Below are 26,988 nucleotides of genomic sequence, written 5' to 3'. Positions count from 1 at the left end.
AATTATTATCTATAAATGGGTAATAATTTCGTAAAATTTTATAAAAAATCATAAACTTACATGAATATATCTCGTTTTTTTAATATACTCCCTTTTATTTTTATTACTATTACAGGCGCACTGTATCTGGTTAACTTCTTTTTTGGAGTTATTCCGGAAAATCTTTTTTTCGCTTGTCGTTGGTTATTTATTATTTCTATAATCATCTTTGCATTTAAAAAGAAAAATTTAACCATATGGATTTTTGTAGCGTTACTAGTTGGTGCTTGTTTAGGGTATGATTTTCCGGGGGTTAGCGGAAAACTCGATATATTAAGTAAAGTATTTCTTAAGCTGATAAAAACGATTATTGCTCCTTTGATTTTTGCAACTCTAGTTCATGGTATAGCCAGTCATTCAGATATTAAACAAGTAGGTAGAATGGGTTGGAAATCTCTGGTTTATTTTGAGATCGTTACTACCTTTGCGCTTTTTATCGGACTAGCAGCCATTAACCTTACTCAAGCAGGAGTAGGAACGAAAAAAATAAATATAGCCCATGAACAATTACCACAAGTAGCATCCCAATCTTGGGAGGATATTGTACTGCATATTTTTCCTGAAAATATAGCAAAGTCTGTCGCAGAAGGGCAAGTATTACAAATCGTCATATTTAGTATCTTATTTGGAGTAGCCCTTATAATGGTAACCAAAGAAAAGCGAATGTATTTAGTAAATTTTACAGACAGTCTTGCCGATACGATGTTTAAATTTACTAATATCATCATGTATTTTGCTCCTTTCGGTGTCTTGGGCGCTATGGCTTATACTATTGCACATATGGGACTGGATGCCTTAATCCCACTTATTAAGTTGTTATTAACTCTATATGGTGCTCTCATCGTATTTGTTCTCATCGTATTCCTTCCGATAGCTTTACTTATAAAAATGCCTATAAAACGATTCATTAAAGAAATCAAAGATGTGGCATTTTTAGCTTTTTCTACGGCTAGCTCAGAAGCTGCTCTACCTAAAGCCATGATTGCGATGGAAAGACTCGGCGTTCCTCGAAAAGTGATTGCTTTTGTAATGCCGACCGGGTATAGCTTTAATTTAGATGGAACTACTTTATATTTATCCTTAGCCATTATATTTGTAGCACAAGCAACGGGGGTCCATGTATCTTTTACTACCCAATTAATTATGATACTTACCTTAATCGTAACCAGCAAAGGTGTAGCCGGGGTGCCTCGTGCTTCTTTAGTTATCTTGATGGGTACGGCAAGTACTTTTAATCTGCAAGAATGGCCCATTTTAATGATATTAGGAATTGATACGTTAATGGATATGGCTCGTGCTACGGTAAATGTTATTGGAAATTGTTTAGCTACTGCTGTAATTGCCCGATGGGAAGGAGAGTTTGATCCTGAAGGAGCAGAAAAAAAGTTGTTGGAAGAAGAAAATGTTCAGAAAGCCTAAGTAAACAATTTTGCTATAACCTATTATTTTCATTTAAATTTATCAAAAACGTTAAATACATAAATTTAGTTTTTGACATTCAACCAATTAATGTCTCATTATTTATAATATATTAAATATTATTATCCATTTTCAATGAATGTAGGATAAATTTTGTAAATACTGAAAAAGACATTTTCGGCATAAGGATGAGTGAATTTTTTTTAATATTAACTTATCATTTTTTATTACAGTATTTTTAGGTCCTACTGTTTTAAGTAATTAATTTATATTCTTTTGAAGATCGAATTAAAATAAGTCACAACCTTGTAATAGTTTAGAAATTCTTTGATGTATCAAATTACATATAAGGCATAAAAGCTTTTATAACTTCAGGAGGAATATCCAATAATCGGTAATCTTTAGGAGAAACAAATATCAATTGTTGTTTTCCTTTACCCAATAAATTTCCGGCGGAATCGAAAACTTGATGTTCCAAAGTGGCAATCTTTCGATTATATTCCGAAGCTCGTATTTTTACGCTTATCCGTTCGAATTCTCTAGTTTCAGTAATATATTTGTGTTCAAAAGATCGTGTTAATATTAAATAGGTAGTATCCTTTAAATTAAAATCGGGTAATACATAATTAAAAAATAATTCGCGCGTCTTTCCAACCCAAAGAGCATAAACTCCAAAATAAACATTTCCAACTGAGTTGGTATCTGCATAGGTTGCCATAAAGGAATGCACAAACCATTTACCTTCAAAATGACTTCCCGTGCTAACTTCCAAGGTTTTCCCATTAATAGCTGTATGAGTTGCTTTAGATAAATTTTTTAATACAGGAATTTCTGACGCAGCATCTATCACTTCTTCAACTTTCTCTTTCACGACTCGTAGTAAGTCAGTATTTAAAACCAACCAAAACACATAGAGTATTGGAAGTATTGAGCCTATTATCATCAATACGGCCATTTGCATAAAATAACCTCCGGCAAATATTACTAATGAAAGTGCTCCAATCGAAAAAAGTTTCACTTGAGGTAAAGAATGCTGCGAATTGGGTACAAAACAACGCGCTATACCTAATGAGGCATAAGCCACAAAAAAAGTGGCATAAAATACCATAAAATATTCCAATTCAAAATTTGCCAATACAGAGAATATCGTAATTAAACCCGCCAAAATATAGGTAGGGATGGGAGAATCTGCAATTCCTTTAGGTATAATGGATAAAACAGGACTATTACTGGTTTTGGAAACTTCTTTCACAAACCACCGAGTAGAAACATATCCGCTATCTAAAGTTGTTAATACTGCGAATACTATAAATAAATAATAGGACAGCGGAACCCATTCGGGAAGTGTAGATTGAAAGTGGATCATATAATTTACAATTTGCTCATGACCGTATTTTATACCTCCCAATCCAACCGATGTCATATTCGGATTAAACCAATTACTGTTGAATACAAAACTTGCCATTAATCCGTGAAAAATAAGCAGGAAAAAAAATATAACGGATCCGAAAAAATATCCGGTACATATATTGGTTTCTTCTTTTCTCATTTGTATAGCTCGCTGCCATTGTTGTAAATCCAGCCAAGGCCCTACAAAAAAACCAACAAAAATGGCTACCATATAGCCTATGAAAATAGGTTTTTGAGTTTCATTTTTTACCCATGCTTGATAATTGTATATTTCTTTAGGTTGTAAATAAGTTAATAAGGAAACAATTATGACTAATAAAACTGCTCCAATTAATAGATGCCAGTATTTAATAGATTTAATCGAAAATTCTTCACCCAGTAAACAGGAAGCAGAAATAACCAATGAAACCACAAGTAATAAAGAAAAAATTTGTAATATACTTCCCCCATCATCCCAGCCCGGCCAATAAGAAGTAAGCAAAGGAATAAATAAATATTTTACAGTAGCAAAAACGGTTAACGTAATTGCCAATAACTGATATAAATATAAACTGAGGCGAAACGGCTTATACCATTTTTTATAAAAACGTTCTAATGATTCTTGTCCTTTATCCCGATTGGCAATCTTTTGAGTACCATAACCAAATAAAAATAATCCGATTGAGTTTAATAAAGCAAAACCCAATAGACCTGTTAAACCGAATAAATAAGTTATTTGCACGGAAAAAAACAGTCCTAATCCCCACAACCAGGATAGAGCAACCGAATTTCCCCAAAAAAAAGAATTTATGATTTTAGATTTCATTACTTTTAGTTTAAAGTATATGTTGTTTCATTAATTTATTAATGTCAAAAATAATGCTTAAGAAACTTATAAAGAACATGTTCTATGCCTTTAAATAACTCTTTCAGACTCTCAATTTGTTTTTTTGTAGCTTACAATTGCACCTACATTCAACACTACAGCAAAGATAATAATTATATATAATTGATGAGAGATATCAGCCAAGGTACTTCCTTTCATATAAACCAGCCTCATCACTTCAATAAAATAACGTACCGGATTAAACATGGTAACGATTTGCGCCCATCTGGGCATACTGCTTATCGGAGTATAAAGTCCGCCCAATAAGAAAAATATAATTATAATAAAAAACAACACAAACATGGCCTGTTGTTGTGTAGATGAAAAATTTGAAATTATTAACCCAAATCCGGTAAATGCAATAAGGTAGAAAAAACAAAATATATAAATTATTAGAGCATGACCGGCCGGAACTAACCCGTATACCAACCAGGCTATTAGCATACCAACAGTTAGTATAAACATTCCCATAACCCAAAAAGGAATCAATTTTCCTATAATAAAAATATATTTTGGAATAGGTGTAACATTGATTTGCTCAATGGTTCCAGCTTCTTTTTCTTTAACAATATTCAAGGAAGAAAGCGCCCCGCCTATAATACTGAGTAGCATAACCAAAATACCGGGCACCATAAAATTTCGATAATTCATTTCTATATTATACATATAATAGGGCTTAACAATAATTTGTCCCGAACTTTGAGATTGACTAACCAGTTCCCGATTGTAAGCTGCTAAGATTTGTCCTAAATATGAAGATCCCAATCCTGCTTTTTGTCCGTTTATGGCATTTACCGATAGCATAACATCGGTTGATTTTTCTCTTATAAAGGTATTTTCAAAATTATGGGGAATTTCTAAAATCAAGTCTGCTTCATTTTTTTCGACGACCTTTAATGCGTCTGAATAAGACGATGAATAATTGGCCAATTTAAAATATCCGGATGAAATTACCTTTTGTATCAATTCTCTGGAAGCCGAACTGTGATCGTTATCTATTATGCTTAATAAGATATTTTTCTGTTCAAAAGTGGCTGCCCATGGCAATACTAATAATTGAAAAACAGGCATAAAAAATACCAATCTCAAAATAGTTTTATTCCTGAATATCTGAAGAAATTCTTTTTCTAATAAAAATTTTAATGTTCTCATAACCTGTTTTTAAACATTTTGATACTTACCACTAATAAGAAAAGAGTCATACCAATAAGTATCAGACACTCTTGCCAGATAGCAAAAAAACCAAGCCCTTTAATCATTACATCTTTAACGGCAGTAATAAACCAGGTAGCGGGTAAAATGGTTGATATTATTCTAAGCGGTAAGGGCATATTTTCTACGGGAAATATTAACCCTGAAAGCAACAATGTGGGAAGCAATAATCCCATGCCCGAAATTAACATGGCAGCTTGTTGGGTTTCCGTTATGGATGAAATTAAAATCCCCAACGATAAGGTTGATAGAATGAAAATTGTACATAGAAAAAGAAGTAAAAGTAAATTTCCTTCAATTGGCACTTCCAAGATGGTAACAGATATAATTAATATAGAAAAAACGTCAATAATGGAGATCAGGAAATAAGGAACCACTTTCGCTAATACAATGCTTATAGGTTTTAGAGGAGAAACTAATAATATCTCCATAGTTCCTTGTTCTTTTTCTTTTACAATGGAAATAGATGTCATCATTGAACAAATTAACATAAGAACCAATCCCATAATTCCCGGCACAAAATTATATGCACTTTTTAATTGTGGATTATAAAGCATTTTAACCTGACTTTTAATTACATAAGAACCTGAACTCGCTTTATTCATTTGTTGTTTTTGATATTCCGCTATAATTTGTTGCAAGTAGCTAACTATGGTAGATGCTTCATTAGGATCTGATGCATCTACAATAAGTTGAACTTCACTAGTTCCTTGATGATACAAGTCTTTATCAAATCCTTGAGGAATAACCACCGCCAATTTAGCTTTTCCTAGGCGAAAACGTTGTTCAACCTGTTCTAATTTATCCAGGTAGCCTGTAAGGTCAAAATATTTACTGGCATTTATTTGTTCTATAAGTTGTATGGATTGGATGGTTTTAGAATTATCTAATACAATGAAAGAGGTATTTTTAATTTCTGTCGTAATAGCAAATCCAAATATCATAAGAAGTGCTATAGGCATAATTAAAAGCATAAGCATAGTTCTAAAATCACGGGTGATGTGAAAGATTTCTTTCTTTATAAAACTAAAAAATTGATTCATGCCCTATTCTTATTTTTTCCTTTATTTAGTTAAAATCTATTCTCTTTTTGCTCCTCTTGCCAATATTTGAAAAACTTCATCCATAGTTTCCGCATGATATTTATGACGAAGTCCCGCAGGCGTATCCAATGCTTCAATTTTACCATCGACCATAATTGAAACCCGATTACAATATTCTGCTTCATCCATATAGTGAGTTGTAACAAAAATGGTTATCCCGTTATTGGAAGCCTGATAAATCATTTCCCAAAAAGTACGTCTTGCTATGGGGTCTACTCCTCCGGTGGGTTCATCTAAAAAAACAATTTCAGGAGAATGAAAGGTCGACACTGCAAAAGAAACTTTTTGCTTAATTCCCAAGGGTAATGATTTAACCAAAACATCCCTTTCTGTTTCTAAGGAAAGTTCCTCTAAGCATTGTTCTGTTTTTACTTTAATATCCTTAGTGCTCATTCCATAAATACCACCAAATAATCGCATATTTTCTTTAATGGTTAAATCTTCATATAACGAAAATTTTTGGCTCATATATCCGATATTTTTTTTAATCTTATCCGACTCATTGTAAATATCGTATCCTGCAACAATTCCTTCCCCTGAGGTGGGAGATAACAATCCACAAAGCATTCGTATGGCTGTTGTTTTTCCTGCACCATTTGCTCCCAAAAAACCAAAAATTTCACCTTTGGATACTTCAAAGCTTATATGATTGACTGCAATAAAATCGCCAAATTTTTTAGTTAACTCTTTCGTTACTATGGTTTTCATTTTTATTCATTAAATAAATAAAACAATCTTCGATTCCCGGTTCAATTTCTTTTACTTCAGCTCCCTCTATCGTAACCTTTTCATTTTTAAATGTCACGTGCAAATATTCTCCGAATATATAACAGCTGTTTATTTCTTTTCGTTTGCGTAATTGCTGAAGAAGTTTATAATTATTATCAGATCGCACCGAATATAATTTATACGGATATTCTTGCGTAATCTGCTTAGGAGTATTGACAGAAAGTATTTTTCCTTCTTGAATTAGCGCAATCTTATCACATAAACTTGCTTCATCCATATAAGGTGTAGAAACCATTATAGTAATTCCCTGTTGTTTAAGTCGGGTTAACATATCCCAAAATTCTTTCCTGGATACGGGATCTACTCCTGTGGTCGGCTCATCTAAAAATAAAACCGAAGGCTTATGTATTAAGGCACAACATAGGGCTAGTTTTTGTTTCATTCCTCCCGAAAGTTTACCTGCTCTTCTCTTCTTGAAGGGTTCGATTTGAACATATATATCTTTAATTAAATCGTAATTTTTTTCAACCGTTGTATTGAATACCCGAGCAAAAAAATTAAGATTCTCTTCAATACTTAAATCTTGATAAAGCGAAAATTTACCGGGCATATACCCGACTCTTTCCCGTATTTGTAAAAAGTTTTTATTTACATCAAACCCATCTACAAATGCCTCTCCTTTATCCGCCACCAACAAAGTGGTTAATATTCTAAATAGAGTGGTCTTTCCTGCTCCATCGGGACCTATTAAACCAAATAATTCTCCTTTATTAATTTCAATAGATATATCTTGTAAAGCTTCAACCGGAACTTTGCCCGTATAGGTTTTTGAAATATTTTGTATGGAAATAACACTCATTATCTTTATTATATCTTCACTAAAATTTAGTCTTGTTTACTGTTAGAAAATGAATTTAGAACTTATCAGAAATCCACATCACCATACATACCTATTTTAATAAGCCCATCAGTATTTGTTACTGCGATTTTTACCGCATACACTAAATTTTGACGCTCATCTTGGGTCTGAATAGTTTTTGGAGTGAACTCGGCTTTATCGGATATCCATGTAATAGTGCCCGGATAGGATTTTTGTTTATCCTCAGAAATATTTATAAATACTTTTACTTTCTGTCCTATTTTAATTTTTTCTAATTGTTCTGAAACTATATATGCTCGTAAAAATAAATTTTTAGTATCTGCAATTTTATAGAGTGCTTTACCTTGAGTAACAACTTCTTTTTCTTCAACAAATTTGTTTAAAACAGTACCCTGAATTGGATTAATAATTTTACATTTTTTTAATTGATCTTCTATTTGGGATACTTGAACTGTATTGGTGTTACTTTCTTCATTGAGACTGTTAACCGATGTTGAAAGTGAATTTACTTGCGCATTTAAAGATTTTTTAAGAACTTCAATTTGTGAATTCGCATCATCCAGTTGTTTTTGAGTAGCTGCATTATCTGCCAATAATCTTTGAATTCTTCTTTTTTCAAATTCAGCTTTCGCAATCTGTTCTTTTATGGAAGAAACTTGGACGGATATGTCCGGTCTTTTTACCTGTATGGCTTTATTGGTAGCTATTAATTGTCTTTTCTTTAAATACAGCTGAATGCTGTCAACATATCCAACGTATTGTCCTTTGGCCAATTGATCTCCTTCCGTTAATTGAAAAGATTCCAATTTACCGTTAGCTTCCGATGAAACAATTACTTCAGTTGCTTCAAACGTTCCCGACGCATCATGCTCAAACTTATTTCGATTACAAGATAACAGGAACATAAACGTTCCCAGGGTAAATATTATTAACTGTCTCATAGTTCTAATTTCCTTGTGTATATTTATAATTATAGATACTTTGTAAATATTGCATTTCATGTATAGACTGCGTTACTCGTGCCTGATTTTCTGCATTAATATCTCCGATTAAATCATTCATATTGTAAATTCCATTTTTATACTTACTCTCTCCGGCCTTTTTAACACTATTCCTTAACCGAATAATTTCATCATCTTTTACCATCAATTGTTCATATTTATTTATTTCATTCTGAATTTGGGTTAGCTGAACATGTGTGTTAAATAAAAAGGTTTCTTTTTGAGATTGAAGTGAATTCCTATCATTTTTTAGTAATCGATATTCGTTTTTCTTTGTGTATAAGTTTCCAAAATTCCAACTCAAACGCACCCCGCCAATAGCATACGTTTTAAAATCTGAGTTCAACATATTTAAACCGGGTTTTCCATATCCTCCTTGAGCAAAAAGTGAAAATTTAGGCATATTTTTAGCTTTTATTGCACTTTCTTTAGCTTCATATACTAAATTTTGCTTATCATACATCCTTAATTCGGGACGAGAAATCACTTGATCAAAATTGATACTTTTGTCCGGAAGTTTCAGTTCAACCCTTTGACTTATTTCTTCATGTATAAATAAAGAAAGCATTTTTATATAAGCCATTCGTAAAGTGGTAAGCTCAATTCTTTTTTGATCGGTATTTAATAATTCCACTTTAACCAAATCTAAATCAGATACCATGGCAACACCATTTTTTAGCATAGCACTAACCAGGTTATAATTGGTTTGTAAATCGGAAGTTAAAACATCCAATTGATTCAATTGCTTGTCAATCGTTAGAATTCCAAAATACAATTGATTAATTTTTTCCCTTACAGTATATAAGTTTACTTCAAGCTTTTGCTTTTCAAAATCTGAATTGGCTTGGGTAATTTTTTTTTGAGATCGTGTTGCTCCTCCATCCCATAGCAATTGTGTAACATCTAAAGTTATTTTGTATTGATCTTTGTCCATTTCAGGAATATTGTAACCCGGAATCTTTATGGGTATTTTAGTTACTTGAGTTTGATAAGAAGCCTGTCCACCGAGAGAAATTTGCGGCAAGTAATTTTTTGCCAAATTATCCAAAGTATAGTCTTCGGCTAGAGAAATTAAATCATATTGTTTAATTAACGGATAATTTTCTCTTGCTTTTTCCTGACATTCTTCCAGGTTTATTACCGATAACTGTGAAAACAACAGACAAGGAAGTAAACATAATTGTAAAAAAATATACGTTTTAGTTTTCATAATCTCATTATTATACTAGCTTTAACATTGACTTTAACCAGATTGGAACTAAAGTTTTTCGTTGTTCGATGAAATCTGTAAAACTTTTTTCATCCATTTTAGTTACATATTTTATAAAGGGTTGTCCTATTATCGGAAAAATAGACATGGAAACTAGATTTATAAAAAAATGTATAGCTGTAAAATTCAACTTTTCTTTATTTATTTGCTCATTGATCTGTTTGAACATATAAGTCTCTTGGATAAAACCTTCGGGAATTTTAACCCTATCAAAAAGATGTTGAGGATTAGCCTGTAATTCACTGAATAAAAAAAGAGGCAAATTTGAATTTTTGGACATTCCTTCTATGTATCTTAAAACTCCTGCATCTATTTTCTCGGTCAAGGTTGTTTGCTTATTATTCATTATATGTTCCAGATAAAAAAACATTTCTTCTATGCTCTCCTGCATCACTATTTCAAATAAATTTTCTTTACTTCTGTAATAATAATTTAGCAGAGCCAAATTGATACCCGCCTCTTTTGCTATATCTCGGGTACGAGTTAAACCAAAACCTTTTTTTTGAAAAACGCGCTTTGCAGCCTCCTTAATTTTTTGCTCTGTTGACACATCTCTGACCATATCCTGATTTTCATTTCCAATTTTATAACTTACTCATTGCAATCGTATTGCATTTTTTATACCACTAAATATATTTTAATGCAAATATATTTAAATTTTTGATTTAATCAAATGATTAAATTTTATTTAATGAATAGTTTTTTCATAACTATAACTTCTATAATAATTCTTTTAAATGATCAGATATATATCGAAATGAAATTTAATGCATTGAAAAATTAGACAAATAATATTTCTACCAAATAAAAATAAAACAAACAATAATATGAGTAAATTATTATACTCGATTATTAAATCAGCATTAAATAAAAATAAATAATTACTTATATAAATAATTTAATATAAATAATCATGATATAAGTATTTAAACTTATAAAATCTAAATTTTGTTAGTTCATAGTATTTGATGTAAATTTGCGTGTCAAATTGTACAAGGATGAAAGAATTTAGTAAAGAAGTATACCTCAAGTGGTTTGAGGATATGACTATGTGGAGAAGATTTGAGGACAAAGCTCGTTCTCTATATTTAAAAGATAAAATCAGAGGTTTTTTGCATTTATATAATGGCCAAGAGGCAATTGCAGCAGGTTTTACTCATGCAATGGATATAACCAAAGACAAGATTATAACCTCTTATCGTTGTCATGCTCATGCATTAGCCATGGGGCTGGATCCTAAAGTAGCCATGTCTGAATTATGCGGTAAAGCCACCGGTTCGTCTCAAGGATTGGGTGGATCTATGCACCTTTTCAGCCGTGAGCACAATGTATACGGTGGACATGGTATTGTAGGTGGTCATATCCCGTTAGGTGCCGGTATAGCCTTCGCAGATAAATATTTTGAACGCGACGCGGTTACTATTTGCTACATGGGTGACGGTGCAGTAAGACAAGGTACTCTACATGAAACTTTCAACATGGCTATGAACTGGAAATTACCGGTAGTATTTGTTTGTGAAAACAATCAATATGCTATGGGTACATCGGTTGAAAGAACTACTAATAATTTGGATATTTACCAATTAGGACTAGGGTATGAAATGCCATGCGCTCCGGTGGATGCAATGAATCCTGAGACAGTTGCAGAAGCAGCTTACGAGGCTATTGAAAGAGCAAGAAGAGGAGATGGTCCTACGTTCCTTGAGGCTAGAACGTATCGTTTCCGAGGACATTCCATGTCTGATGCTGAGCCTTACAGAACGAAAGAAGAAGTGGAAGAACACAAAAAAGAAGACCCGATTCTATTCGTAAAACACAAAATTTTGTCTAATAATTGGGCAAGCATCGAAGAATTAGATGAAATAGATAAAAGAATAAAGGATGAAATGAATGAAGTTGGTAAGTTTGCAGAAGATGCTCCTTACGCTGATGATGACGTATTATATAAATATATATACTCAGAGCCAAATTATCCTTTTTTAGATAAATTAGAAAACCAATAAAAACACGAATCAAAACCAAATTATGGCTGAAGTTATAAAAATGCCTCGTCTGAGTGATACCATGACTGAGGGAAAAGTATCTAAATGGAACCTAAAAGTAGGAGATCCTGTAAAAGAAGGCGATATCTTAGCAGAAATTGAAACAGATAAAGCTGTTCAGGATTTTGATTATGATGGTGATGATGGTATCCTTTTATATCAAGGAGTTAAAGAAGGTGATGCTGCACCGGTGGATTCTCTGTTAGCTATTATCGGAAAAGCAGGGGAAGACATCAGCGCATTAATTGGAGGTGCTAACAGCAATTCTTCATCTTCTGAACCAACAACTAATAACGACTCTAGCAATACGAATACAACTTCTACCCCTTCTGCTTCTGTAGAAATCCCTAAAGATGTGGAAATTATCAAAGTTCCCAGACTTAGTGATACCATGACTGAAGGTAAAGTTTCTAAATGGAATGTTAAGGTTGGTGATACCATTAAAGAAGGCGATGTTATTGCTGAAATAGAAACAGATAAAGCGGTTCAAGATTTTGAATACGATGGTAACGGCGGAGTTTTATTATACCAAGGAGTAAAAGAAGGAGATTCTGCTCCGATTGAATCTTTATTGGCTATCGTAGGACCTGCAGGTACGGATGTTAGCGGAATTATTGCCGGAGGCACTGCTGCTTCTACTGCAACTTCTAAACCTGCTGCTTCTGAGCCGACAGCTGTCGCATCCAATGACTCTAAACCTTCTTCTGAAGCTAATACAGTTTCATCCGGCAACGGTAAAATATTCGCTTCTCCTTTAGCAAAGAAAATTGCTAAAGAAAAAGGAATTAGCCTAGATCAAATTAAAGGAAGTGGAGACAATGGAAGAATTATTAGAAAAGATGTTGAAAATTTTGTTCCAACAGCTTCAACTACTTCAGCTTCTTCTTCTTCAGCTAAATCTGCGCCGGTTGCTCCGCAAATAACTCCGGGTGTAGACACTGAAACTCCAAACTCTTCCATGAGAAATGCTATTGCTAAAAGTCTTAGCCACAGTTTATTTACCGCTCCTCATTACAATTTGGTATTTGAAATCAATATGGATAATGCTATGGAAGCTAGAAAAGCTATCAATAGCCTTCCTGATACCAAAGTATCTTTTAACGATATTGTAATTAAAGCCGTTGCAATTGCTTTAAGAAAACATCCGCAAATTAACAGTACTTGGTCCGATACTAAAATTATCCACCGTGGAAACATTAATGTAGGAGTTGCCGTAGCAGTTGAAGATGGATTAGTAGTTCCGGTAATTAAAAACACCGATTACTTATCTTTAACTCAAATTTCATCAGCAGTAAAAGACTTAGCCGGAAGAGCTAGAGATAAAAAATTAAAAGCTAATGAAATGGACGGATCTACTTTCACTATTTCTAACTTAGGAATGTTTGGAGTGGAATCTTTCAATTCTATTATTAATCAACCGAATTCATGTATTTTATCCGTGGGAGCTATCATACAAAAACCGGTAGTGAAAAACGGACAAATTGTGGTTGGTAACACAATGCAAATATCATTGGCATGTGATCACCGTGTAGTAGATGGTGCTACCGGAGCTCAGTTTTTACAAACTCTTAAAATGTATCTTGAAAATCCGGTATCATTATTGGCTTAAGAGATTAAAATATTTAATTAAAAAACACTCAATTCTTTACAGAATTGAGTGTTTTTTTTTAACTTTATTTTATTATTACTTAGCTTAACTTTTTTAAATATATATTTTTATGTCCAATTTTACTCTTACTATGATAAAACCCGATGCTGTTTCTAAAGGTCTAACGGGAACTATTTTAAAAGATATTACTGAAGCCGGTTTTAGTATCATTGCTTTAAAACTAACCTCCCTCACCTTAACAGATGCCGAAAGATTCTATTCAGTACATCAGGGCAAACCTTTTTTTGAGGACTTAGTGAATTTTATGACCTCCGGACCTATAATTGCAGCTGTTTTAAAAAAGGAAAATGCTGTGGAAAATTTTAGAAAGTTAATCGGTGCTACCAATCCCGATCAGGCAGAAGAAGGTACTATCCGAAAAAAATATGCTGAAAGCACACAACGAAATGCTATTCATGGATCAGACAGCGACGAAAATGCAGCGATTGAAGCTCATTTTCATTTTGCAGAAAGAGAAATCTTTTCTTTCTTATAAAAATCTGTTTTATAGGTTTTTTGTTTTAGCAAATACTTTATACATGGTAATTATTTTACCCATTTTTATAATTTATTAGTAACTTAGGTGCATATAATAAGTATTAAATATGATTAAAGTCTTAGATCTAAAATATGAAGAGTATTCCCAATGGGAAGATCTTTCCGACCAAGACTTAATAGTAATTAATAAGGCTAAAGAAGCCCGTAATTCTGCTTATGCCAATTATTCTAATTTTAAAGTTGGAGCCGCCTTATTATTAGATAATGGTAAAATCTTAACAGGTAACAATCAAGAGAATGCCGCTTATCCCAGTGGTTTATGTGCTGAAAGGACCGCTATTTTTTATACTATAGCAAACTATCCGTCTGCTAAAATAATAAAAATGGCTGTAGTTGCCGGAAAAGATGATAATAGTTCCATTCCTGTCTCTCCTTGCGGAGCCTGTAGACAAGTACTTATTGAATACGAATTCAGACAAAAAATGCCTATTGAATTTCTTTTTACCGGTTTGAAAGGAAAAGTAATTAAATTTAACCAATGTGCTGATTTACTACCCTTTTCTTTTAATGAAAGTGCTTTATAAATATAATGAATAAACTATAAATGATAATAATAACAACTAAAAATATTTTTCATCTCCCAATAAAATGGCCTGTTTTGAACAAAAATAATTAATATGAAAGTTACAGAACATATTTCCAATGCAAAGGGAAAAACTTTATTTTCCTTCGAAATACTACCGCCTAAAAAAGGAGAAGATTTACAAAATATATTTTCCAATATAGATCCTTTAATGGAATTTAATCCTCCTTTCATTGATGTAACCTATCATAGAGAAGAATACGAATATAGAGAGTTACCTAATGGATTGATACAAAAAATTGTTACAAGAAAACGTCCCGGTACAGTGGGTATATGTGCTGCAATTCAACAAAAGTATAAAGTTGACGCAGTGCCTCATTTAATATGTGGTGGGTTTAATAAAGAAGAAACTGAAAATATTCTTATCGATTTTAATTTTTTAGGTATTGATAATATTTTAGTTTTACGAGGAGATCCCATTAAAAGTGAGGGTATTTTTAAACCACACTCTCAAGGACATTCATATGCTAATGAACTGGTGTCTCAAGTTCAAAACATGAATTCAGGTAAATATCTTCATGAAGAATACGCTCATGGAGCTACTGATTTTTGTATTGGCATAGCCGGATATCCTGAAAAACATTTTGAAAGCCCTAATTTAGATACGGATTTAAATTATTTAAAGCAAAAAATTGATGCCGGAGCTGATTACATTGTTACCCAACTGTTTTATGATAATACTAAATATTTTGAGTTTGTAAAGAAGTGTAGGAATATCGGAATTACTGTACCGATCATACCCGGCATAAAGCCTGTATCTATAAAAAAACATCTCACTATTCTTCCAAACATTTTTCACATAGATATGCCTCAAGAATTAGTTATGGCCGTAGAAAAATGTAAGGTTAACAAAGCAGTGTATGAGGTGGGAATAGAATGGACGGTTAGTCAATGCAAGGAATTAATGAAGCAAGGAGTTCCCGTACTTCATTTTTATTCTATGGGAAGATCTGAAAATATAAGAAAAATTGCTAAACAACTTTTTTAAATGCAAAAAATAAAATTAAAAAATATAAAAATTTACGCCTATCATGGATGCTTAGAAGAAGAAGCTAAAATTGGTTCTTTTTATATAGTTAATGTGACAATACGGTTAAACTTAGAAAAATCAGGAAGATCTGATGAGCTTAATGATACTGTTAATTACGGAATTGTTGCACAAATAGTTAAAGATCAGATGGCTGTTCGCTCCAATCTTTTAGAACATGTTGCCTATCGAATTATAAGAGAAATAAAATTTCAATGTAAAAAGGTAAAAGCTGTAAAAGTCTCTGTTGCAAAGGTAAACCCGCCTGTACATGTAAATTTAGATCAGGTAAAAGTAACTTTTAAAAAGAAATTTTATTAGATTTTAATTTTAATTCAAAAAAAATTGTAGATTTGCAATCCAACAAAACGGCTTCGTGGCCGAGTGGCTAGGCAGAGGTCTGCAAAACCTTGTACAGCGGTTCGAATCCGCTCGAAGCCTCAATAAAAACCATCTCAAATGAGATGGTTTTTTTATTATTCCTTATTTTGTTTAACTCTTGCCCAATTGGCGATCAATCGATCCGGAGTCTTACAAGCTCTTTTTTTAAGTACAAAACAATTTCTTTTTACAGAAAAAGAATTTCGGTCGTAAAGCATATCTTCTTTCATCTCTTCTAATTCTTTCTTTCTACACTCAGCTGCTTTTTCCGGATTAAAAGGTTTTTTCGAGGCTTTTTTATTTAATTCTTCTGCTTTTTTAGCTTGTACCCATAACCATTCATTGAAATTGTTTATTTCTCTGGGACCTATAGAATCAATTAATCCGATCTCCAATGCCCGGGTTACACTTACGGGTAAACATTCTTCGGTTAGCTTTCTAGCCTGTTGCTCTCCCACCCGTTTAGGCAAAGTATATGTCCAATATTCTGAACCATATAATCCCATCGTGGCATAATGAGGATTAAGTATTATTCCATCTCTGGCAACTACAAAATCAGCTGTTAAAGCTAACATTACTCCTCCCGCTCCGGCACTTCCTGTCACACCGGCAATTACCCATTGTTTCGTATCTAAAAGTTCTAAACATACATCGTCTATAGCATGTATATTTTTCCAGGCCTCTTCTGCAGGATTTTCTGCTGCTTCTATCGTATTAAGGTGTACACCATTGGAAAAAGCATTGTATCCTCCTTTAATTATCAACACATTCGTTTCCTGTTCTTTAGCAAATTGAATAGCTTTTATCATCCTTTCGCATTGTTGGGTACTCATTGCACCATTATAAAAATTAAAGGTTAACTCTCCTATTTTTCCTTTTTGGGAATAATGTATTGTACTGTACTCCTCATTAGATAAAACCGTATCGTACAATGAAAGTGTTAAATCTTTTAGACTTTCTGCTTTTTCTTTTAAAACTTGTACAGCCGGTAGTTTAAAGGGCAATTGGTCTTTAGCTGCTCTTTTTAACGAACCAATCCATAGGCTTTTTTCTCCTGTTCCAATTAAAACTGCATCTTCACGGCGGGCTAAAAGTTTTCCCGCTTCACCTTCACGATGATCCAAATATGCATCATATATATAAAATTTTTCACCTTCTATTTCTGCTAATACACCGGGTATTCCTTCTGCTGAATTTACTATATTTAAAATGTCTTTTGCCGAACTAGTCCATTCAAAATGACGATCCGATTGTTTCATATTAGGTTCTAGCCTTCCCTTTACGTTTTCGTTATTATAATCTAACGGGATGGGTTTTTCTTTATTTATAAATTTATCAATAACCTCAAAAATACATTTTATAGCGGCATCACTTACAAAATTGTTATAAAGCTCTGATTTTCTTATTAAAGCAGGTTTTTTAAATTCATGACTTGCCCAAATAGGTCCGGCGTCCATTTCTTCTACGGCTTGTAATGCAGTTACTCCCCATGTGTCAAGATTTTTTAAAATTGCCCAGTCTAAAGAAGAGGCTCCTCTATCTCCTCTAATACCCGGATGGATAATTATGATAGGTCTTGTCTCATTTTTCCAAAGAACTTCAGGCACTCTATCTTTCAAAAAAGGACAAATAACAAGGTCCGGATGGGCAGTTTCAATTGAACCTATAACCTCTTGTTCTGTGGTAAAAAGTAAAAAACTAACCTGATATCCTGCTTCTTTCAATGAAAGCCAGACTCTTTGAGTCAAGCCATTAAAAGCTGACGAAAGCAAGATAATATTTAATGTATTCTTCATAATTTCTAATATTATTTAATTCAAAATATAATTTTTGTTCACCTAACAAATATATATAAATCAACCAAATATTATTAGAATATTAATATAATTTAAATTTATATTATATTAAATAATTTACAGACTCTTCAAACTTATTAATTGAATTGATAATAAAAAAGGCAGATTTTTCAAATCTGCCTTTTTTATTATATTTTATAAAAGTTTATATATTTTCAAGTATAATTGCACTAGCTCCTCCTCCTCCATTACAGATTGCTGCCGCTCCATACTTTGCATTATTTTGTTTTAACACATGGATTAAAGTAACTATAATTCTCGAACCGCTATTACCTAAAGGATGCCCTAAAGAAACAGCGCCACCATTTACATTTACTTTTGAACTATCTATGTTTAGTATTTTAGCATTCGCTAATCCAACTACGGAAAATGCTTCATTGAACTCAAAAAAATCAATATCATCTAAAGATAAATTTGCTTTTTTTAGGGCTTTGGGAAGAGCTAAGGAAGGTGCTATGGTGAATTTTTCAGGCTCACAAGCAGCATCTGCATAGGAAATAATTTTTACTAACGGTTGTAAACCTAATTCTTTAGCTTTCTCAGCTGTCATTAGTATTAGTGCTGATGCTCCATCATTTAAAGTGGATGCATTGGCTGCAGTTACAGTTCCTTCTTTCTGGAAAACAGGGGATAATTGTTTCAGCTTATCAAAATTTACATTTTTAAATTCTTCATCTTCTGAAATGATTATGGGATCTTTTTTTCTCTGAGGAACAGTCACAGGCACAACTTCATCATTGAATTTACCGGATTTCCATGCTAATTCCGAACGTGTATACGATTGTATGGCAAAAGCATCTTGCTCCTCTCTGGAAATGTTATACTCTTCTGCACAAGCATCTGCACATATACCCATATGATTGCGATCATATACATTTATCAACCCGTCTTTTAGTAAACCATCAACTAACTTTTGATCTCCCAACTTGTTTCCAATTCTTCCTTTTGTTAGATAATAAGGTACTTGCGACATGGATTCCATTCCTCCTGCCACTACTATTTCATTATCTCCTGCTTGAATGGATTGTGCGCCAATCATTACCGCTTTCATTCCTGAAGCACATACTTTGTTTATGGTAGTACAAGGGACGTTATTCGGTATTCCGGCTCCCAATGAAGCTTGTTTAGCCGGTGCCTGTCCTACATTGGCCTGTAAAACATTACCCATAAAAACCTCATTGATTAAAGTTTTTTCCAATTTAATTTTATTCAGTGCCCCTTCAATGGCTGCTGATCCTAATTGCACCGCTGAAAGGCTTGATAGACTGCCTAAAAAACTTCCTATGGGTGTTCTCGCAGCAGAAACAATAACTAGTTCTTTCATTTTTTAATGGTAGTATATTTTTAATCTTTAATTTTTTACTGTTGACTTGTGGTAAATATACTTATTTTTACTTTATCATATAGTATTTTGCTTCTATTCTTATTATTAAAGAAAGATGAAAATTAATATAGTACACACAAGAATGTTTTAAAAAATCTTTATGCTTCATCTAAATTAATGGTCAATGTTTTTGTTTTAGGATGAGCCATACAGGTTAGTATTTTACCTTTTTTTAGATCATTTTCTGTTAAGACTAAGTTTTCATCTAAATATACTTCCCCTTCTGTTTTAGTACAAATACATGCTCCACAAACTCCTCCTTTACAAGAATAAGGAGCCTCTACTCCACTATCCAGTAAAGCAGTAAGTAAGGAAGAACCGTTATTTATCCAATTCATCGTTTTTGTGATTTTCCGAAATGTATAGGTAACTTTTACTTCTTTTACTGTAGAACGTTTGACTTTATCATCAAAAAAAACTTTTTCAACCGGCTCATACAATTCGTAATGTATATTTTTTTTAGGGATACCTTGCTCATAAATAGCATTAGCCAGGGTAACGATCATATCTTTTGGACCGCAAATTAGCGCTTCGTCCAATTCATCCCAATCCATAATTTGATTGATGATTAGTTTTATTTTGTGAGCATCCAATTTTCCCTCAAAAAATTTATCTTGCATTTCTTGTCGGGTATAAAAAAAATAAGGGAAAAAATTAGTAGGATTTTGTTTTTGTAATTTAGTCAATTCATCCTTAAAAATTGCTTCATTTTCATTCGTATTACCATAAAAAAGATAGAATTGAACGTTAGGCTCATGATATAAGGTATCTTTGATAATGCTTACAATCGGAGCTATACCACTACCGGAGGCAAATGCTGCCAAAGTTCTTTTTTCATTGGGTCGCGAGGGAATTCCGAAAGTTCCCATGGGAGCAGAAATAGATACAAGATCTCCTTCCTTCACATGGTTTTGCACAAATTCAGATACAAACGCATTTTTAGCCTTTTTTACAGCAAAAGACAGATATCCTTCATACGGTGCAGTGCATATCGAATATTCTCTTTCGAAGATTTCTCCATTGATCTCAAATTGAAAGCGAATAAACTGTCCCGCTTTCCAATGGAATATAGATTTTAATTCTTCAGGAATTGACAAGTCTAATCGAACACTTCCTGAAGTAAGCGGTATCACTTTTTGTACACGTAAGGAATAAAATCGCATTATTTTATTATTTCTTTTAGGTCTGCAAAAATACCGGATTTAAATTAAAAAAATCTTAAATCGTTTTGAAGGTTTATCCGAAAAATAATGTGATTATTTGAAAAAACAGATTTAAACACAACTTTTACGGTTTGGTTTCCGCATGGTTTTGTGAAGAAATTATACTGTCAACAATATATTTAGTATATCCTCTCCAAGGTAATGCTCCGAAATATTCCTTATAGTGCAAGATAACATCCTTTCCGGTAAGCTTCATTAATTGATGTGCCAATTCTTCATTATCCACAGAAAATTCAAATTCATTGGATTGCATACCTCCGGTGGTTCTTGATTTGAATCCGGTTTGAATTAATTTTCCTTCATAAGTTTTAAAAATAATCCCTTTATGCATGATATAATTTAATTGCCCGGACTTTACACTGCTGTCTCCGTAAGGCACATAATAATACACATAAAATATTGCAACCCCTAAAACGCTGATAATTAAGAATAGGATTATCATTGATTTTTTCCATGAACCTGATTTATTTTCCATATCGAACTTATGTATTTTTCTGAATTAATTGTATTCATTTTCTTTTTTGTCCCATTAAGTGAATTACCATAGTTCGATACTTATAATCATCGTAAAAATTAGTTTATCAACTTTTTATAATCCAAATTTATTCCAATTCGTACAATTAGTAATATATTTGCAGTTATTTTTTTCACCATACCTGTAACTATGGAAAAATCATCTCAACCAACCGGTACTGCATTTACCTTGTTGTCATTATTAGCACTATCTCATATGTTTAATGACACATTGCAATCGGTTATACCTGCCATATATCCGCTTTTAAAAAATTCGTTGGCTCTAACGTTTACTCAAATAGGTTTGATAACCCTTGTTTATCAAATGTCCTCCTCCTTATTCCAACCCATAATCGGAATTTTTACCGACAAGCACCCTCAACCCTATTCTTTACCCGTTGGAATGACTTTCAGCATGATGGGCGTTATATCGCTGGCCCTTGCCACTAATTTCACTCATGTGCTATTAGCTGTTTTTTTTACGGGATTAGGATCGTCCATATTTCATCCGGAAGCCTCTCGTCTTGCCTATCTGGCTTCGGGAGGTAAGCACGGTCTGGCTCAATCCATCTTTCAAGTGGGCGGAAATTTCGGAAGTTCCATAGGTCCTTTAATTGCGTTATGGATCATAACCCCTTATGGCCAAAAAAATGTGGGATGGTTAGCCATCATCGCTTTATTGGGTATTGGAATAATGCTTGTAATCAGCAAATGGTACAAAAAAAATTTAGTTCTTTTAAAAACCAAAAAAGAATCCGAAAAAAATATCGGAGATCAAAATTCCATAAATAATACTTCATTGCCTCGACCTAAGGTAGTTTTAGCTATAGGTATTTTATTACTTCTGGTTTTTTCAAAATATGTTTATATGGCAAGTCTTACCAGTTATTATACTTTTTATCTTATTAATAAATTTGGTGTTAGTATTGATGAAGCGCAAATCTATCTTTTCGCTTTTTTATTTGCTATTGCAGCAGGTACAATTATTGGTGGCCCTGTTGGCGATCGAATAGGTCGAAAATATGTAATTTGGATTTCCATTCTCGGAACTGCTCCTTTTGCTCTCTTAATGCCTTATGCGAATCTTACTTGGACATGCATTTTAAGTATTTTCATAGGATTGATTTTGTCATCAGCCTTTTCAGCCATTCTCATCTATGCTCAAGAATTAGTACCCGGAAAGGTGGGACTTATAAGTGGACTTTTTTTTGGTTTGGCTTTTGGAATAGCCGGAATAGCTTCTGCTATTCTAGGTAAAATTGCCGATAAGACGGGTATTCAATACGTATACTATCTTTGCTCCTTTTTGCCTTTATTGGGATTGGTAGCATCTTTTCTACCCGAAACTAAGAAAAGAAATAAATAAGCTCCTAATTTTTTAATTTAATTATTTTTTTTGTTTTAAAGTTGTTAAAATTATTAGGACCAATCAAAATCATCAACAACTTTATACTGATTATTAACAGGGTCGTAAGTAAAATACAAGTGTTTAAATCCATTGGTTAATAAAATATATTTGGATTTAATTTGCGTATTATATCGAGCGGCCTGTTCAAAGGTAGTTTGAGTAATAGGTATTTCAGGAGCTTTGCATTCAACCAATAATCTGGGTTCTGATTTTTTATACAGTAAGATATCCATACGTTTAGTTTGTTGATTGAGATTTATTTTTTTTTCGATTATAAACGCTGATTGAGGAATTTTTTTTTCGGTTTTTAAATAAAAAATAATATGTTGCCTTACCCATTCTTCAGGTGTTAGAATTAACCATTTTTTTCTAACTTCGTCAAAAATATACCAAAGAGATTTTTCCTCCTTTACATGAAAATTATATTTTTTTGGGAAATTTAAAATCGGAAGTTCCATTATTCTAATTATGAAAGAATATAATAATTTAGTCAAAGATATTAAAAATAAAAAGTTTCTGCCTGTATATTTTTTACAGGGTGATGAGCCTTTTTACATCGATAAACTTACCGAATTACTGGAAGAAAATGTCCTAAAGGAAGAAGAAAAGGCTTTTAACCAAAATATTATTTACGGTACAGAATCTGATTTGGATCAAATTATATCTTTGGCAAAGCAATTTCCAATGGGAGCCGATAAACAGCTTATAATAATTAAAGAAGCAAAGGGGCTGCCTTTTGACAAATCCGAAGCCTTTGATAATTATATAAAAAATCCTCAGCCTTCAACTGTATTGGTCATCAATTATAAATACAAATCTTTAGATAAAAGAAAGTCGGCAACTAAATTACTCAGTAAACAAGGATATATTTTTACAAGCGAAAAGCTATATGACAACCAAGTACCCACTTGGATCGGTTCATTGTGTCAATCTAACGGTTTGGAAATTGACGAAAAATCCAGGATTTTACTTGCCGAATTTTTAGGCACTGAACTCTCCCGTATTGATAACGAAATTCAAAAACTTAAATTAATTGTAGGTAATTCCAAAAAGATAACTCCTGAAATCATTGAACGAAATATTGGAATTAGCAAAGAGTACAACAATTTCGAATTAAGAAAGGCCATCGTTGAGAAAAATACGAAACAGGCTTATAAAATAATAGACTATTTTGAAAAAAACCCAAAAGCAAATCCTATTGTTTTGACTTTTGGAACCTTAATAAGTTTATTTTCTAATATTCTTATCGTACACACTTTACCGATAAAAACTCCTCAAAATATAGCTAAAGAACTTCGTATTAATCCTTTCTTTGCTAATGAGTATTTAACCGCCATTAAAAATTATTCTTTAAAAAAAACTACTGCATGTATTGCTTATTTGCGAGATGCAGACATGAAATCCAAGGGAGTGGATGTTTCATCTCATGCAACTTCTAAAGATATCTTAATGGAAATGTTATATAAAATACTTCATTAATCAAAACATATTCATTACATACTATTAAAATTTATTTAAACAACATATATATGGTTTTAATTATATTAATTACTTTTGATGTATTAAATTATTTATACCATGTCAGAATTAAAAATAATTGCAACCATACAAGTAAAACCTGACTATCTTGATGATGTTAAAAAAATAGTGTATTCCTTAGCAGATGGCTCCCGCAAAGAAGAAGGTAATATATCTTATGATTTACACGAAAGCATAAAAGATCCTTTAAAACTTTCTATAATTGAAGTATGGAAATCCCAAGAAGCTATTAATATTCATAATAATACCAAGCTATTTAAAGATTTTATAAAATTCATTGATGGCAAATATGATGAGTTAGATATTGATGTCATTAAACAAATTTACTAGACATATAAGATTATATTATTAATTTATATAGTAACCCCTTCATTTATATAGATAATATAATTGTAATTTATTATTAGTGCTTTATTATATTTTTTATAAATTTGTACCAATCAATATAAACAAAAATGATTCAAACACATATACATCATCATTATTTACACACTTACAATCAGGTGAGGTAAGTAATTTTGTTATGCAAAATGTCAAAATAAATAATAGCCGCCTGAGTTTTCGGGCGGTTTTTTTTTAGGATCACTTCAATAGTAAAAAAATTTAAAAACTATGGCTAATGAGTAAACTGAAAATTGCTATCCAAAAAAACGGACGGCTAAGTCAAAAATCACTGGAATTATTGAGTGAATGCGGAATAAAAATTCCAAATGGTAATCAAAAATTGAAAACTGTATCAACCAATTTTCCTATTGAAATCTTATTTCTTAGAGATGATGATATTCCACAATATGTAGAACAAAATGTTGCCGATATTGGAATCTTAGGTGAAAACGAGGTTTGGGAAAAAGACCGAAATGTAGAAATCATAAAGAAATTAGGTTTCGGTAATTGCCGAATGTGTTTGGCTATACCTAAAGAAGAAACATATACCGGAATTGCTTATTTTAACAATAAAAGAATTGCAACTAGTTATCCTAAAATTTTAAAGAAATTTTGCAAAAAAAACAATGTAAAGGTTGAAATTGAAGAAATCGGTGGAAGCGTTGAAATAGCCCCGGGAATAGGTTTGGCTAATTGCATTTTCGATATTGTCAGCACCGGAAGTACACTTCTCATGAACGGACTAAAAGAAGTGGAAACCGTTACTAAAAGCGAAGCAGCCCTTATAAAATCAAAAAAACTCTCTCAAGACAAACAAGAAATTCTAGATAAATTATTATTCAGAATTCAATCGGTACTATATTCTCGAGAAAATAAATACATCTTGTTAAATGCTCCTAATGAAAACTTGAAAGATATTATTTCTTTATTACCCGGAGTTAAAAGTCCTACTATTTTACCCCTGGCAAAAGAAGGATGGAGCAGCATACATTCTGTAATTAAAGAAGATAAGTTTTGGGACATCATTGAACAATTAAAAGAATTTGGAGCGCAAGGAATTTTAGTCATTCCTATTCAAAAAATGATTCTTTAAATTTTTATAATAAAAAGAATAACCCATTCAGTTTACTTAACAATCAACCATTTTATCTATTAATAGAGCTCAAAAATGAACATTATAAAATATCCTCCTGTAAATGATTGGCACCATTTAGTCAAAAGACCTGAAAATGAAAAAGTTTCATTGTATGAAACCGTAAAAAATGTATTTACCGATGTAAAAAATGAAGGCGACGCAGCCTTAAAAAAATATACTCTTCAATTTGACCAAGTGTATTTAACTAGCTTTACTGTTTCCGAACAAGAACTTTTTGAGGCGGAATCATTAGTTTCCGATGAATTGAAACATGCCATCTTACAAGCTAAATCCAACATTGAAAAATTTCATTTTTCTCAAAAAGAAAAGAAGAAAATTATTGAAATACAACCCGGTATCGAATGTTGGAGGGAATCCAGAGCTATAGAAAAAGTTGGATTATATATTCCCGGAGGGTCTGCACCGCTTTTTTCGACCGTTTTAATGTTGGGAGTACCCGCTATCATTGCAGAATGTAAAGAAATTATATTATGCACCCCTCCTAATAAAGAAGGCAAAATACATCCTGCTATTTTATATGCAGCAAAAACAATAGGTATCAAAAATATATACAAGGTAGGAGGTATTCAAGCCATCGCAGCGATGACTGTAGGTACAGAATCCATTTCACCTGTCTATAAAATTTTCGGTCCGGGAAACCAATATGTAACCGCGGCTAAACAATACGCCCAAGAATTTAAAGTCAGCATAGATCTACCTGCAGGGCCCAGTGAGGTATTAGTAGTGGCCGATTCGTCCGCTAATCCTGCGTATGTTGCTTCCGATTTGCTCTCACAAGCAGAGCATGGACCTGACAGTCAAGTTGTTTTCCTAACCACGGATTCAGAAATTTTAAATCAGACCCTAGCCGAGATCAATACTCAACTTGAAAGTCTTCCTCGAAAAGAAATTGCTAAAAAAGCTTTACAAAATAGTCTAGGTGTTTTATTGAATTCCTTAGAAGAATGTTTTCAATTGAGTAATCTTTATGCTCCGGAACATCTGATCTTGGCTATTGATCATGCTAAAAACTATACACACTCTATTGAAAATGCGGGATCAGTATTTTTAGGCAATTACAGCTGTGAAAGTGCCGGAGATTATGCAAGCGGAACGAACCACACATTGCCTACTAATGGCTATGCACGAAATTACAGCGGGGTTTCTCTGGATAGTTTTTACAAAAAAATCACTTTTCAAGAACTAACCAAAGAGGGATTGCAAAAGATCGGAAATACTATAAAATTAATGGCTGAAGCTGAAGAGCTGCAAGCCCATAAAAATGCGGTAAGCATACGTCTACGATCCAATTAAACTAATTTATATATTTTATTTAAAAATAATTAGGGTAGAATGAACGCTTTTAATTCAATAAAAAT

At 32.6% G+C, this 26,988-nt stretch carries 25 protein-coding genes and 1 tRNA gene; 13 read left to right on the top strand and 13 right to left on the bottom strand.

Features of this window, described 5'->3' with window-relative positions; genetic code table 11:
• The first annotated feature begins 60 nt into the window (after positions 1-60).
• Entirely contained in the window at positions 61-1,458 is a 1,398-nt protein-coding gene (locus J3U20_RS04565; protein WP_160541820.1) for a dicarboxylate/amino acid:cation symporter, read from the top strand.
• 340 nt (positions 1,459-1,798) lie between these two features.
• Here J3U20_RS04565 and J3U20_RS04560 read toward each other — a convergent pair whose 3' ends face one another.
• The 8 genes from J3U20_RS04560 to J3U20_RS04525 form a co-directional block, all read right to left on the bottom strand.
• On the bottom strand, positions 1,799-3,673 hold the full coding sequence (locus J3U20_RS04560) for an acyl-CoA thioesterase (RefSeq protein WP_160541819.1): 1,875 nt from the start codon (positions 3,671-3,673) through the stop codon (positions 1,799-1,801).
• A gap of 111 nt (positions 3,674-3,784) precedes the next feature.
• Entirely contained in the window at positions 3,785-4,885 is a 1,101-nt protein-coding gene (locus J3U20_RS04555) for an ABC transporter permease (RefSeq protein WP_160541818.1), read from the bottom strand.
• A complete protein-coding gene (locus tag J3U20_RS04550; protein ID WP_160541817.1) occupies positions 4,882-5,988 on the bottom strand; it encodes an ABC transporter permease in 1,107 nt (368 codons plus the stop codon). The genes J3U20_RS04555 and J3U20_RS04550 overlap by 4 nt, the downstream gene beginning before the upstream one ends.
• Positions 5,989-6,024: 36 nt before the next feature.
• Entirely contained in the window at positions 6,025-6,756 is a 732-nt protein-coding gene (locus J3U20_RS04545) for an ABC transporter ATP-binding protein (RefSeq protein ID WP_160541816.1), read from the bottom strand.
• Complete coding sequence (locus J3U20_RS04540; protein WP_160541815.1) at positions 6,725-7,636, bottom strand: ABC transporter ATP-binding protein; 912 nt, start codon at positions 7,634-7,636, stop codon at positions 6,725-6,727. Before J3U20_RS04540 ends, J3U20_RS04545 begins: the two co-directional genes overlap by 32 nt.
• 65 nt (positions 7,637-7,701) lie before the next feature.
• Positions 7,702-8,598, bottom strand: coding sequence for an HlyD family secretion protein (locus J3U20_RS04535; RefSeq protein ID WP_185150283.1), 897 nt, complete (start codon positions 8,596-8,598; stop codon positions 7,702-7,704).
• A gap of 4 nt (positions 8,599-8,602) precedes the next feature.
• Positions 8,603-9,868, bottom strand: a complete 1,266-nt coding sequence (locus tag J3U20_RS04530; RefSeq protein WP_160541814.1) for a TolC family protein — start codon at positions 9,866-9,868, stop codon at positions 8,603-8,605.
• A 10-nt stretch (positions 9,869-9,878) separates the two neighbouring features.
• Entirely contained in the window at positions 9,879-10,490 is a 612-nt protein-coding gene (locus tag J3U20_RS04525) for a TetR/AcrR family transcriptional regulator (protein ID WP_160541813.1), read from the bottom strand.
• 436 nt (positions 10,491-10,926) lie between these two features.
• Between J3U20_RS04525 and pdhA the strand changes: the two genes are divergently transcribed.
• From pdhA to J3U20_RS04490, 7 genes are all read left to right on the top strand, one after another.
• The gene (gene pdhA / locus J3U20_RS04520) at positions 10,927-11,931 is read left to right on the top strand and encodes a pyruvate dehydrogenase (acetyl-transferring) E1 component subunit alpha (RefSeq protein WP_160541812.1); all 1,005 of its coding nucleotides are present in this window, start codon (positions 10,927-10,929) and stop codon (positions 11,929-11,931) included.
• A gap of 22 nt (positions 11,932-11,953) precedes the next feature.
• Positions 11,954-13,579: a 2-oxo acid dehydrogenase subunit E2 gene (locus J3U20_RS04515; RefSeq protein WP_160541811.1), complete on the top strand. Its 1,626-nt coding sequence runs from the start codon at positions 11,954-11,956 to the stop codon at positions 13,577-13,579.
• Between the two features lie 109 nt (positions 13,580-13,688).
• Positions 13,689-14,114: a nucleoside-diphosphate kinase gene (locus J3U20_RS04510; RefSeq protein WP_160541810.1), complete on the top strand. Its 426-nt coding sequence runs from the start codon at positions 13,689-13,691 to the stop codon at positions 14,112-14,114.
• Between the two features lie 109 nt (positions 14,115-14,223).
• Positions 14,224-14,700 (top strand): cytidine deaminase, encoded by a 477-nt coding sequence (gene cdd, locus J3U20_RS04505; protein ID WP_160541809.1) that lies wholly within the window; start codon positions 14,224-14,226, stop codon positions 14,698-14,700.
• 93 nt (positions 14,701-14,793) lie between these two features.
• Complete coding sequence (gene metF, locus J3U20_RS04500; RefSeq protein WP_160541808.1) at positions 14,794-15,747, top strand: methylenetetrahydrofolate reductase [NAD(P)H]; 954 nt, start codon at positions 14,794-14,796, stop codon at positions 15,745-15,747.
• A complete protein-coding gene (folB, locus tag J3U20_RS04495) occupies positions 15,748-16,107 on the top strand; it encodes a dihydroneopterin aldolase (RefSeq protein WP_160541807.1) in 360 nt (119 codons plus the stop codon).
• Between the two features lie 49 nt (positions 16,108-16,156).
• Positions 16,157-16,227, top strand: a tRNA-Cys gene (locus J3U20_RS04490).
• Positions 16,228-16,262: 35 nt separating this feature from the next.
• Here J3U20_RS04490 and J3U20_RS04485 read toward each other — a convergent pair.
• From J3U20_RS04485 to J3U20_RS04470, 4 genes are all read right to left on the bottom strand, one after another.
• Entirely contained in the window at positions 16,263-17,963 is a 1,701-nt protein-coding gene (locus J3U20_RS04485; protein ID WP_160541806.1) for an enoyl-CoA hydratase-related protein, read from the bottom strand.
• A 205-nt stretch (positions 17,964-18,168) separates the two neighbouring features.
• Positions 18,169-19,347, bottom strand: coding sequence for an acetyl-CoA C-acyltransferase (locus tag J3U20_RS04480; RefSeq protein ID WP_160541805.1), 1,179 nt, complete (start codon positions 19,345-19,347; stop codon positions 18,169-18,171).
• A 158-nt stretch (positions 19,348-19,505) separates the two neighbouring features.
• A complete protein-coding gene (locus J3U20_RS04475; RefSeq protein ID WP_160541804.1) occupies positions 19,506-20,570 on the bottom strand; it encodes a 2Fe-2S iron-sulfur cluster-binding protein in 1,065 nt (354 codons plus the stop codon).
• A gap of 124 nt (positions 20,571-20,694) precedes the next feature.
• Entirely contained in the window at positions 20,695-21,105 is a 411-nt protein-coding gene (locus J3U20_RS04470; protein ID WP_160541803.1) for a hypothetical protein, read from the bottom strand.
• 189 nt (positions 21,106-21,294) lie between these two features.
• Between J3U20_RS04470 and J3U20_RS04465 the strand changes: the two genes are divergently transcribed.
• Positions 21,295-22,509: an MFS transporter gene (locus J3U20_RS04465; protein ID WP_160541802.1), complete on the top strand. Its 1,215-nt coding sequence runs from the start codon at positions 21,295-21,297 to the stop codon at positions 22,507-22,509.
• Positions 22,510-22,562: 53 nt separating this feature from the next.
• Here the strand turns inward: J3U20_RS04465 and J3U20_RS04460 are convergent, their stop codons facing one another.
• On the bottom strand, positions 22,563-23,009 hold the full coding sequence (locus tag J3U20_RS04460) for a type I restriction enzyme HsdR N-terminal domain-containing protein (protein WP_160541801.1): 447 nt from the start codon (positions 23,007-23,009) through the stop codon (positions 22,563-22,565).
• Positions 23,010-23,019: 10 nt separating this feature from the next.
• On the opposite strand from J3U20_RS04460, the gene holA reads away from it, so the two are divergent.
• From holA to hisD, 4 genes are all read left to right on the top strand, one after another.
• Complete coding sequence (gene holA, locus J3U20_RS04455; RefSeq protein WP_160541800.1) at positions 23,020-24,030, top strand: DNA polymerase III subunit delta; 1,011 nt, start codon at positions 23,020-23,022, stop codon at positions 24,028-24,030.
• 99 nt (positions 24,031-24,129) lie between these two features.
• The gene (locus J3U20_RS04450) at positions 24,130-24,420 is read left to right on the top strand and encodes a putative quinol monooxygenase (RefSeq protein ID WP_160541799.1); all 291 of its coding nucleotides are present in this window, start codon (positions 24,130-24,132) and stop codon (positions 24,418-24,420) included.
• A 289-nt stretch (positions 24,421-24,709) separates the two neighbouring features.
• The gene (gene hisG, locus J3U20_RS04445; protein WP_105296672.1) at positions 24,710-25,567 is read left to right on the top strand and encodes an ATP phosphoribosyltransferase; all 858 of its coding nucleotides are present in this window, start codon (positions 24,710-24,712) and stop codon (positions 25,565-25,567) included.
• Positions 25,568-25,642: 75 nt separating this feature from the next.
• On the top strand, positions 25,643-26,923 hold the full coding sequence (hisD, locus tag J3U20_RS04440; RefSeq protein WP_160541798.1) for a histidinol dehydrogenase: 1,281 nt from the start codon (positions 25,643-25,645) through the stop codon (positions 26,921-26,923).
• Positions 26,924-26,988: the final 65 nt, after the last annotated feature.

Origin of the sequence: Apibacter sp. B3919 (assembly GCF_026537405.1) — a bacterium.
Classification (GTDB): domain Bacteria; phylum Bacteroidota; class Bacteroidia; order Flavobacteriales; family Weeksellaceae; genus Apibacter.
The sequence above is the reverse complement of the archived record's forward strand: the minus strand, read 5'-3'. Positions and strand labels throughout refer to the sequence as shown.

What these genes read in the sequence shown, in the direction of transcription:
- J3U20_RS04565 (WP_160541820.1), top strand. Translation starts at nt 61, where the DNA reads ATGAATATATCTCGTTTTTTTAATATACTCCCTTTTATTTTTATTACT.
- J3U20_RS04560 (WP_160541819.1), bottom strand. Translation starts at nt 3,673, where the DNA reads ATGAAATCTAAAATCATAAATTCTTTTTTTTGGGGAAATTCGGTTGCT.
- J3U20_RS04555 (WP_160541818.1), bottom strand. Translation starts at nt 4,885, where the DNA reads ATGAGAACATTAAAATTTTTATTAGAAAAAGAATTTCTTCAGATATTC.
- J3U20_RS04550 (WP_160541817.1), bottom strand. Translation starts at nt 5,988, where the DNA reads ATGAATCAATTTTTTAGTTTTATAAAGAAAGAAATCTTTCACATCACC.
- J3U20_RS04545 (WP_160541816.1), bottom strand. Translation starts at nt 6,756, where the DNA reads ATGAAAACCATAGTAACGAAAGAGTTAACTAAAAAATTTGGCGATTTT.
- J3U20_RS04540 (WP_160541815.1), bottom strand. Translation starts at nt 7,636, where the DNA reads ATGAGTGTTATTTCCATACAAAATATTTCAAAAACCTATACGGGCAAA.
- J3U20_RS04535 (WP_185150283.1), bottom strand. Translation starts at nt 8,598, where the DNA reads ATGAGACAGTTAATAATATTTACCCTGGGAACGTTTATGTTCCTGTTA.
- J3U20_RS04530 (WP_160541814.1), bottom strand. Translation starts at nt 9,868, where the DNA reads ATGAAAACTAAAACGTATATTTTTTTACAATTATGTTTACTTCCTTGT.
- J3U20_RS04525 (WP_160541813.1), bottom strand. Translation starts at nt 10,490, where the DNA reads ATGGTCAGAGATGTGTCAACAGAGCAAAAAATTAAGGAGGCTGCAAAG.
- pdhA (WP_160541812.1), top strand. Translation starts at nt 10,927, where the DNA reads ATGAAAGAATTTAGTAAAGAAGTATACCTCAAGTGGTTTGAGGATATG.
- J3U20_RS04515 (WP_160541811.1), top strand. Translation starts at nt 11,954, where the DNA reads ATGGCTGAAGTTATAAAAATGCCTCGTCTGAGTGATACCATGACTGAG.
- J3U20_RS04510 (WP_160541810.1), top strand. Translation starts at nt 13,689, where the DNA reads ATGTCCAATTTTACTCTTACTATGATAAAACCCGATGCTGTTTCTAAA.
- cdd (WP_160541809.1), top strand. Translation starts at nt 14,224, where the DNA reads ATGATTAAAGTCTTAGATCTAAAATATGAAGAGTATTCCCAATGGGAA.
- metF (WP_160541808.1), top strand. Translation starts at nt 14,794, where the DNA reads ATGAAAGTTACAGAACATATTTCCAATGCAAAGGGAAAAACTTTATTT.
- folB (WP_160541807.1), top strand. Translation starts at nt 15,748, where the DNA reads ATGCAAAAAATAAAATTAAAAAATATAAAAATTTACGCCTATCATGGA.
- J3U20_RS04485 (WP_160541806.1), bottom strand. Translation starts at nt 17,963, where the DNA reads ATGAAGAATACATTAAATATTATCTTGCTTTCGTCAGCTTTTAATGGC.
- J3U20_RS04480 (WP_160541805.1), bottom strand. Translation starts at nt 19,347, where the DNA reads ATGAAAGAACTAGTTATTGTTTCTGCTGCGAGAACACCCATAGGAAGT.
- J3U20_RS04475 (WP_160541804.1), bottom strand. Translation starts at nt 20,570, where the DNA reads ATGCGATTTTATTCCTTACGTGTACAAAAAGTGATACCGCTTACTTCA.
- J3U20_RS04470 (WP_160541803.1), bottom strand. Translation starts at nt 21,105, where the DNA reads ATGGAAAATAAATCAGGTTCATGGAAAAAATCAATGATAATCCTATTC.
- J3U20_RS04465 (WP_160541802.1), top strand. Translation starts at nt 21,295, where the DNA reads ATGGAAAAATCATCTCAACCAACCGGTACTGCATTTACCTTGTTGTCA.
- J3U20_RS04460 (WP_160541801.1), bottom strand. Translation starts at nt 23,009, where the DNA reads ATGGAACTTCCGATTTTAAATTTCCCAAAAAAATATAATTTTCATGTA.
- holA (WP_160541800.1), top strand. Translation starts at nt 23,020, where the DNA reads ATGAAAGAATATAATAATTTAGTCAAAGATATTAAAAATAAAAAGTTT.
- J3U20_RS04450 (WP_160541799.1), top strand. Translation starts at nt 24,130, where the DNA reads ATGTCAGAATTAAAAATAATTGCAACCATACAAGTAAAACCTGACTAT.
- hisG (WP_105296672.1), top strand. Translation starts at nt 24,710, where the DNA reads ATGAGTAAACTGAAAATTGCTATCCAAAAAAACGGACGGCTAAGTCAA.
- hisD (WP_160541798.1), top strand. Translation starts at nt 25,643, where the DNA reads ATGAACATTATAAAATATCCTCCTGTAAATGATTGGCACCATTTAGTC.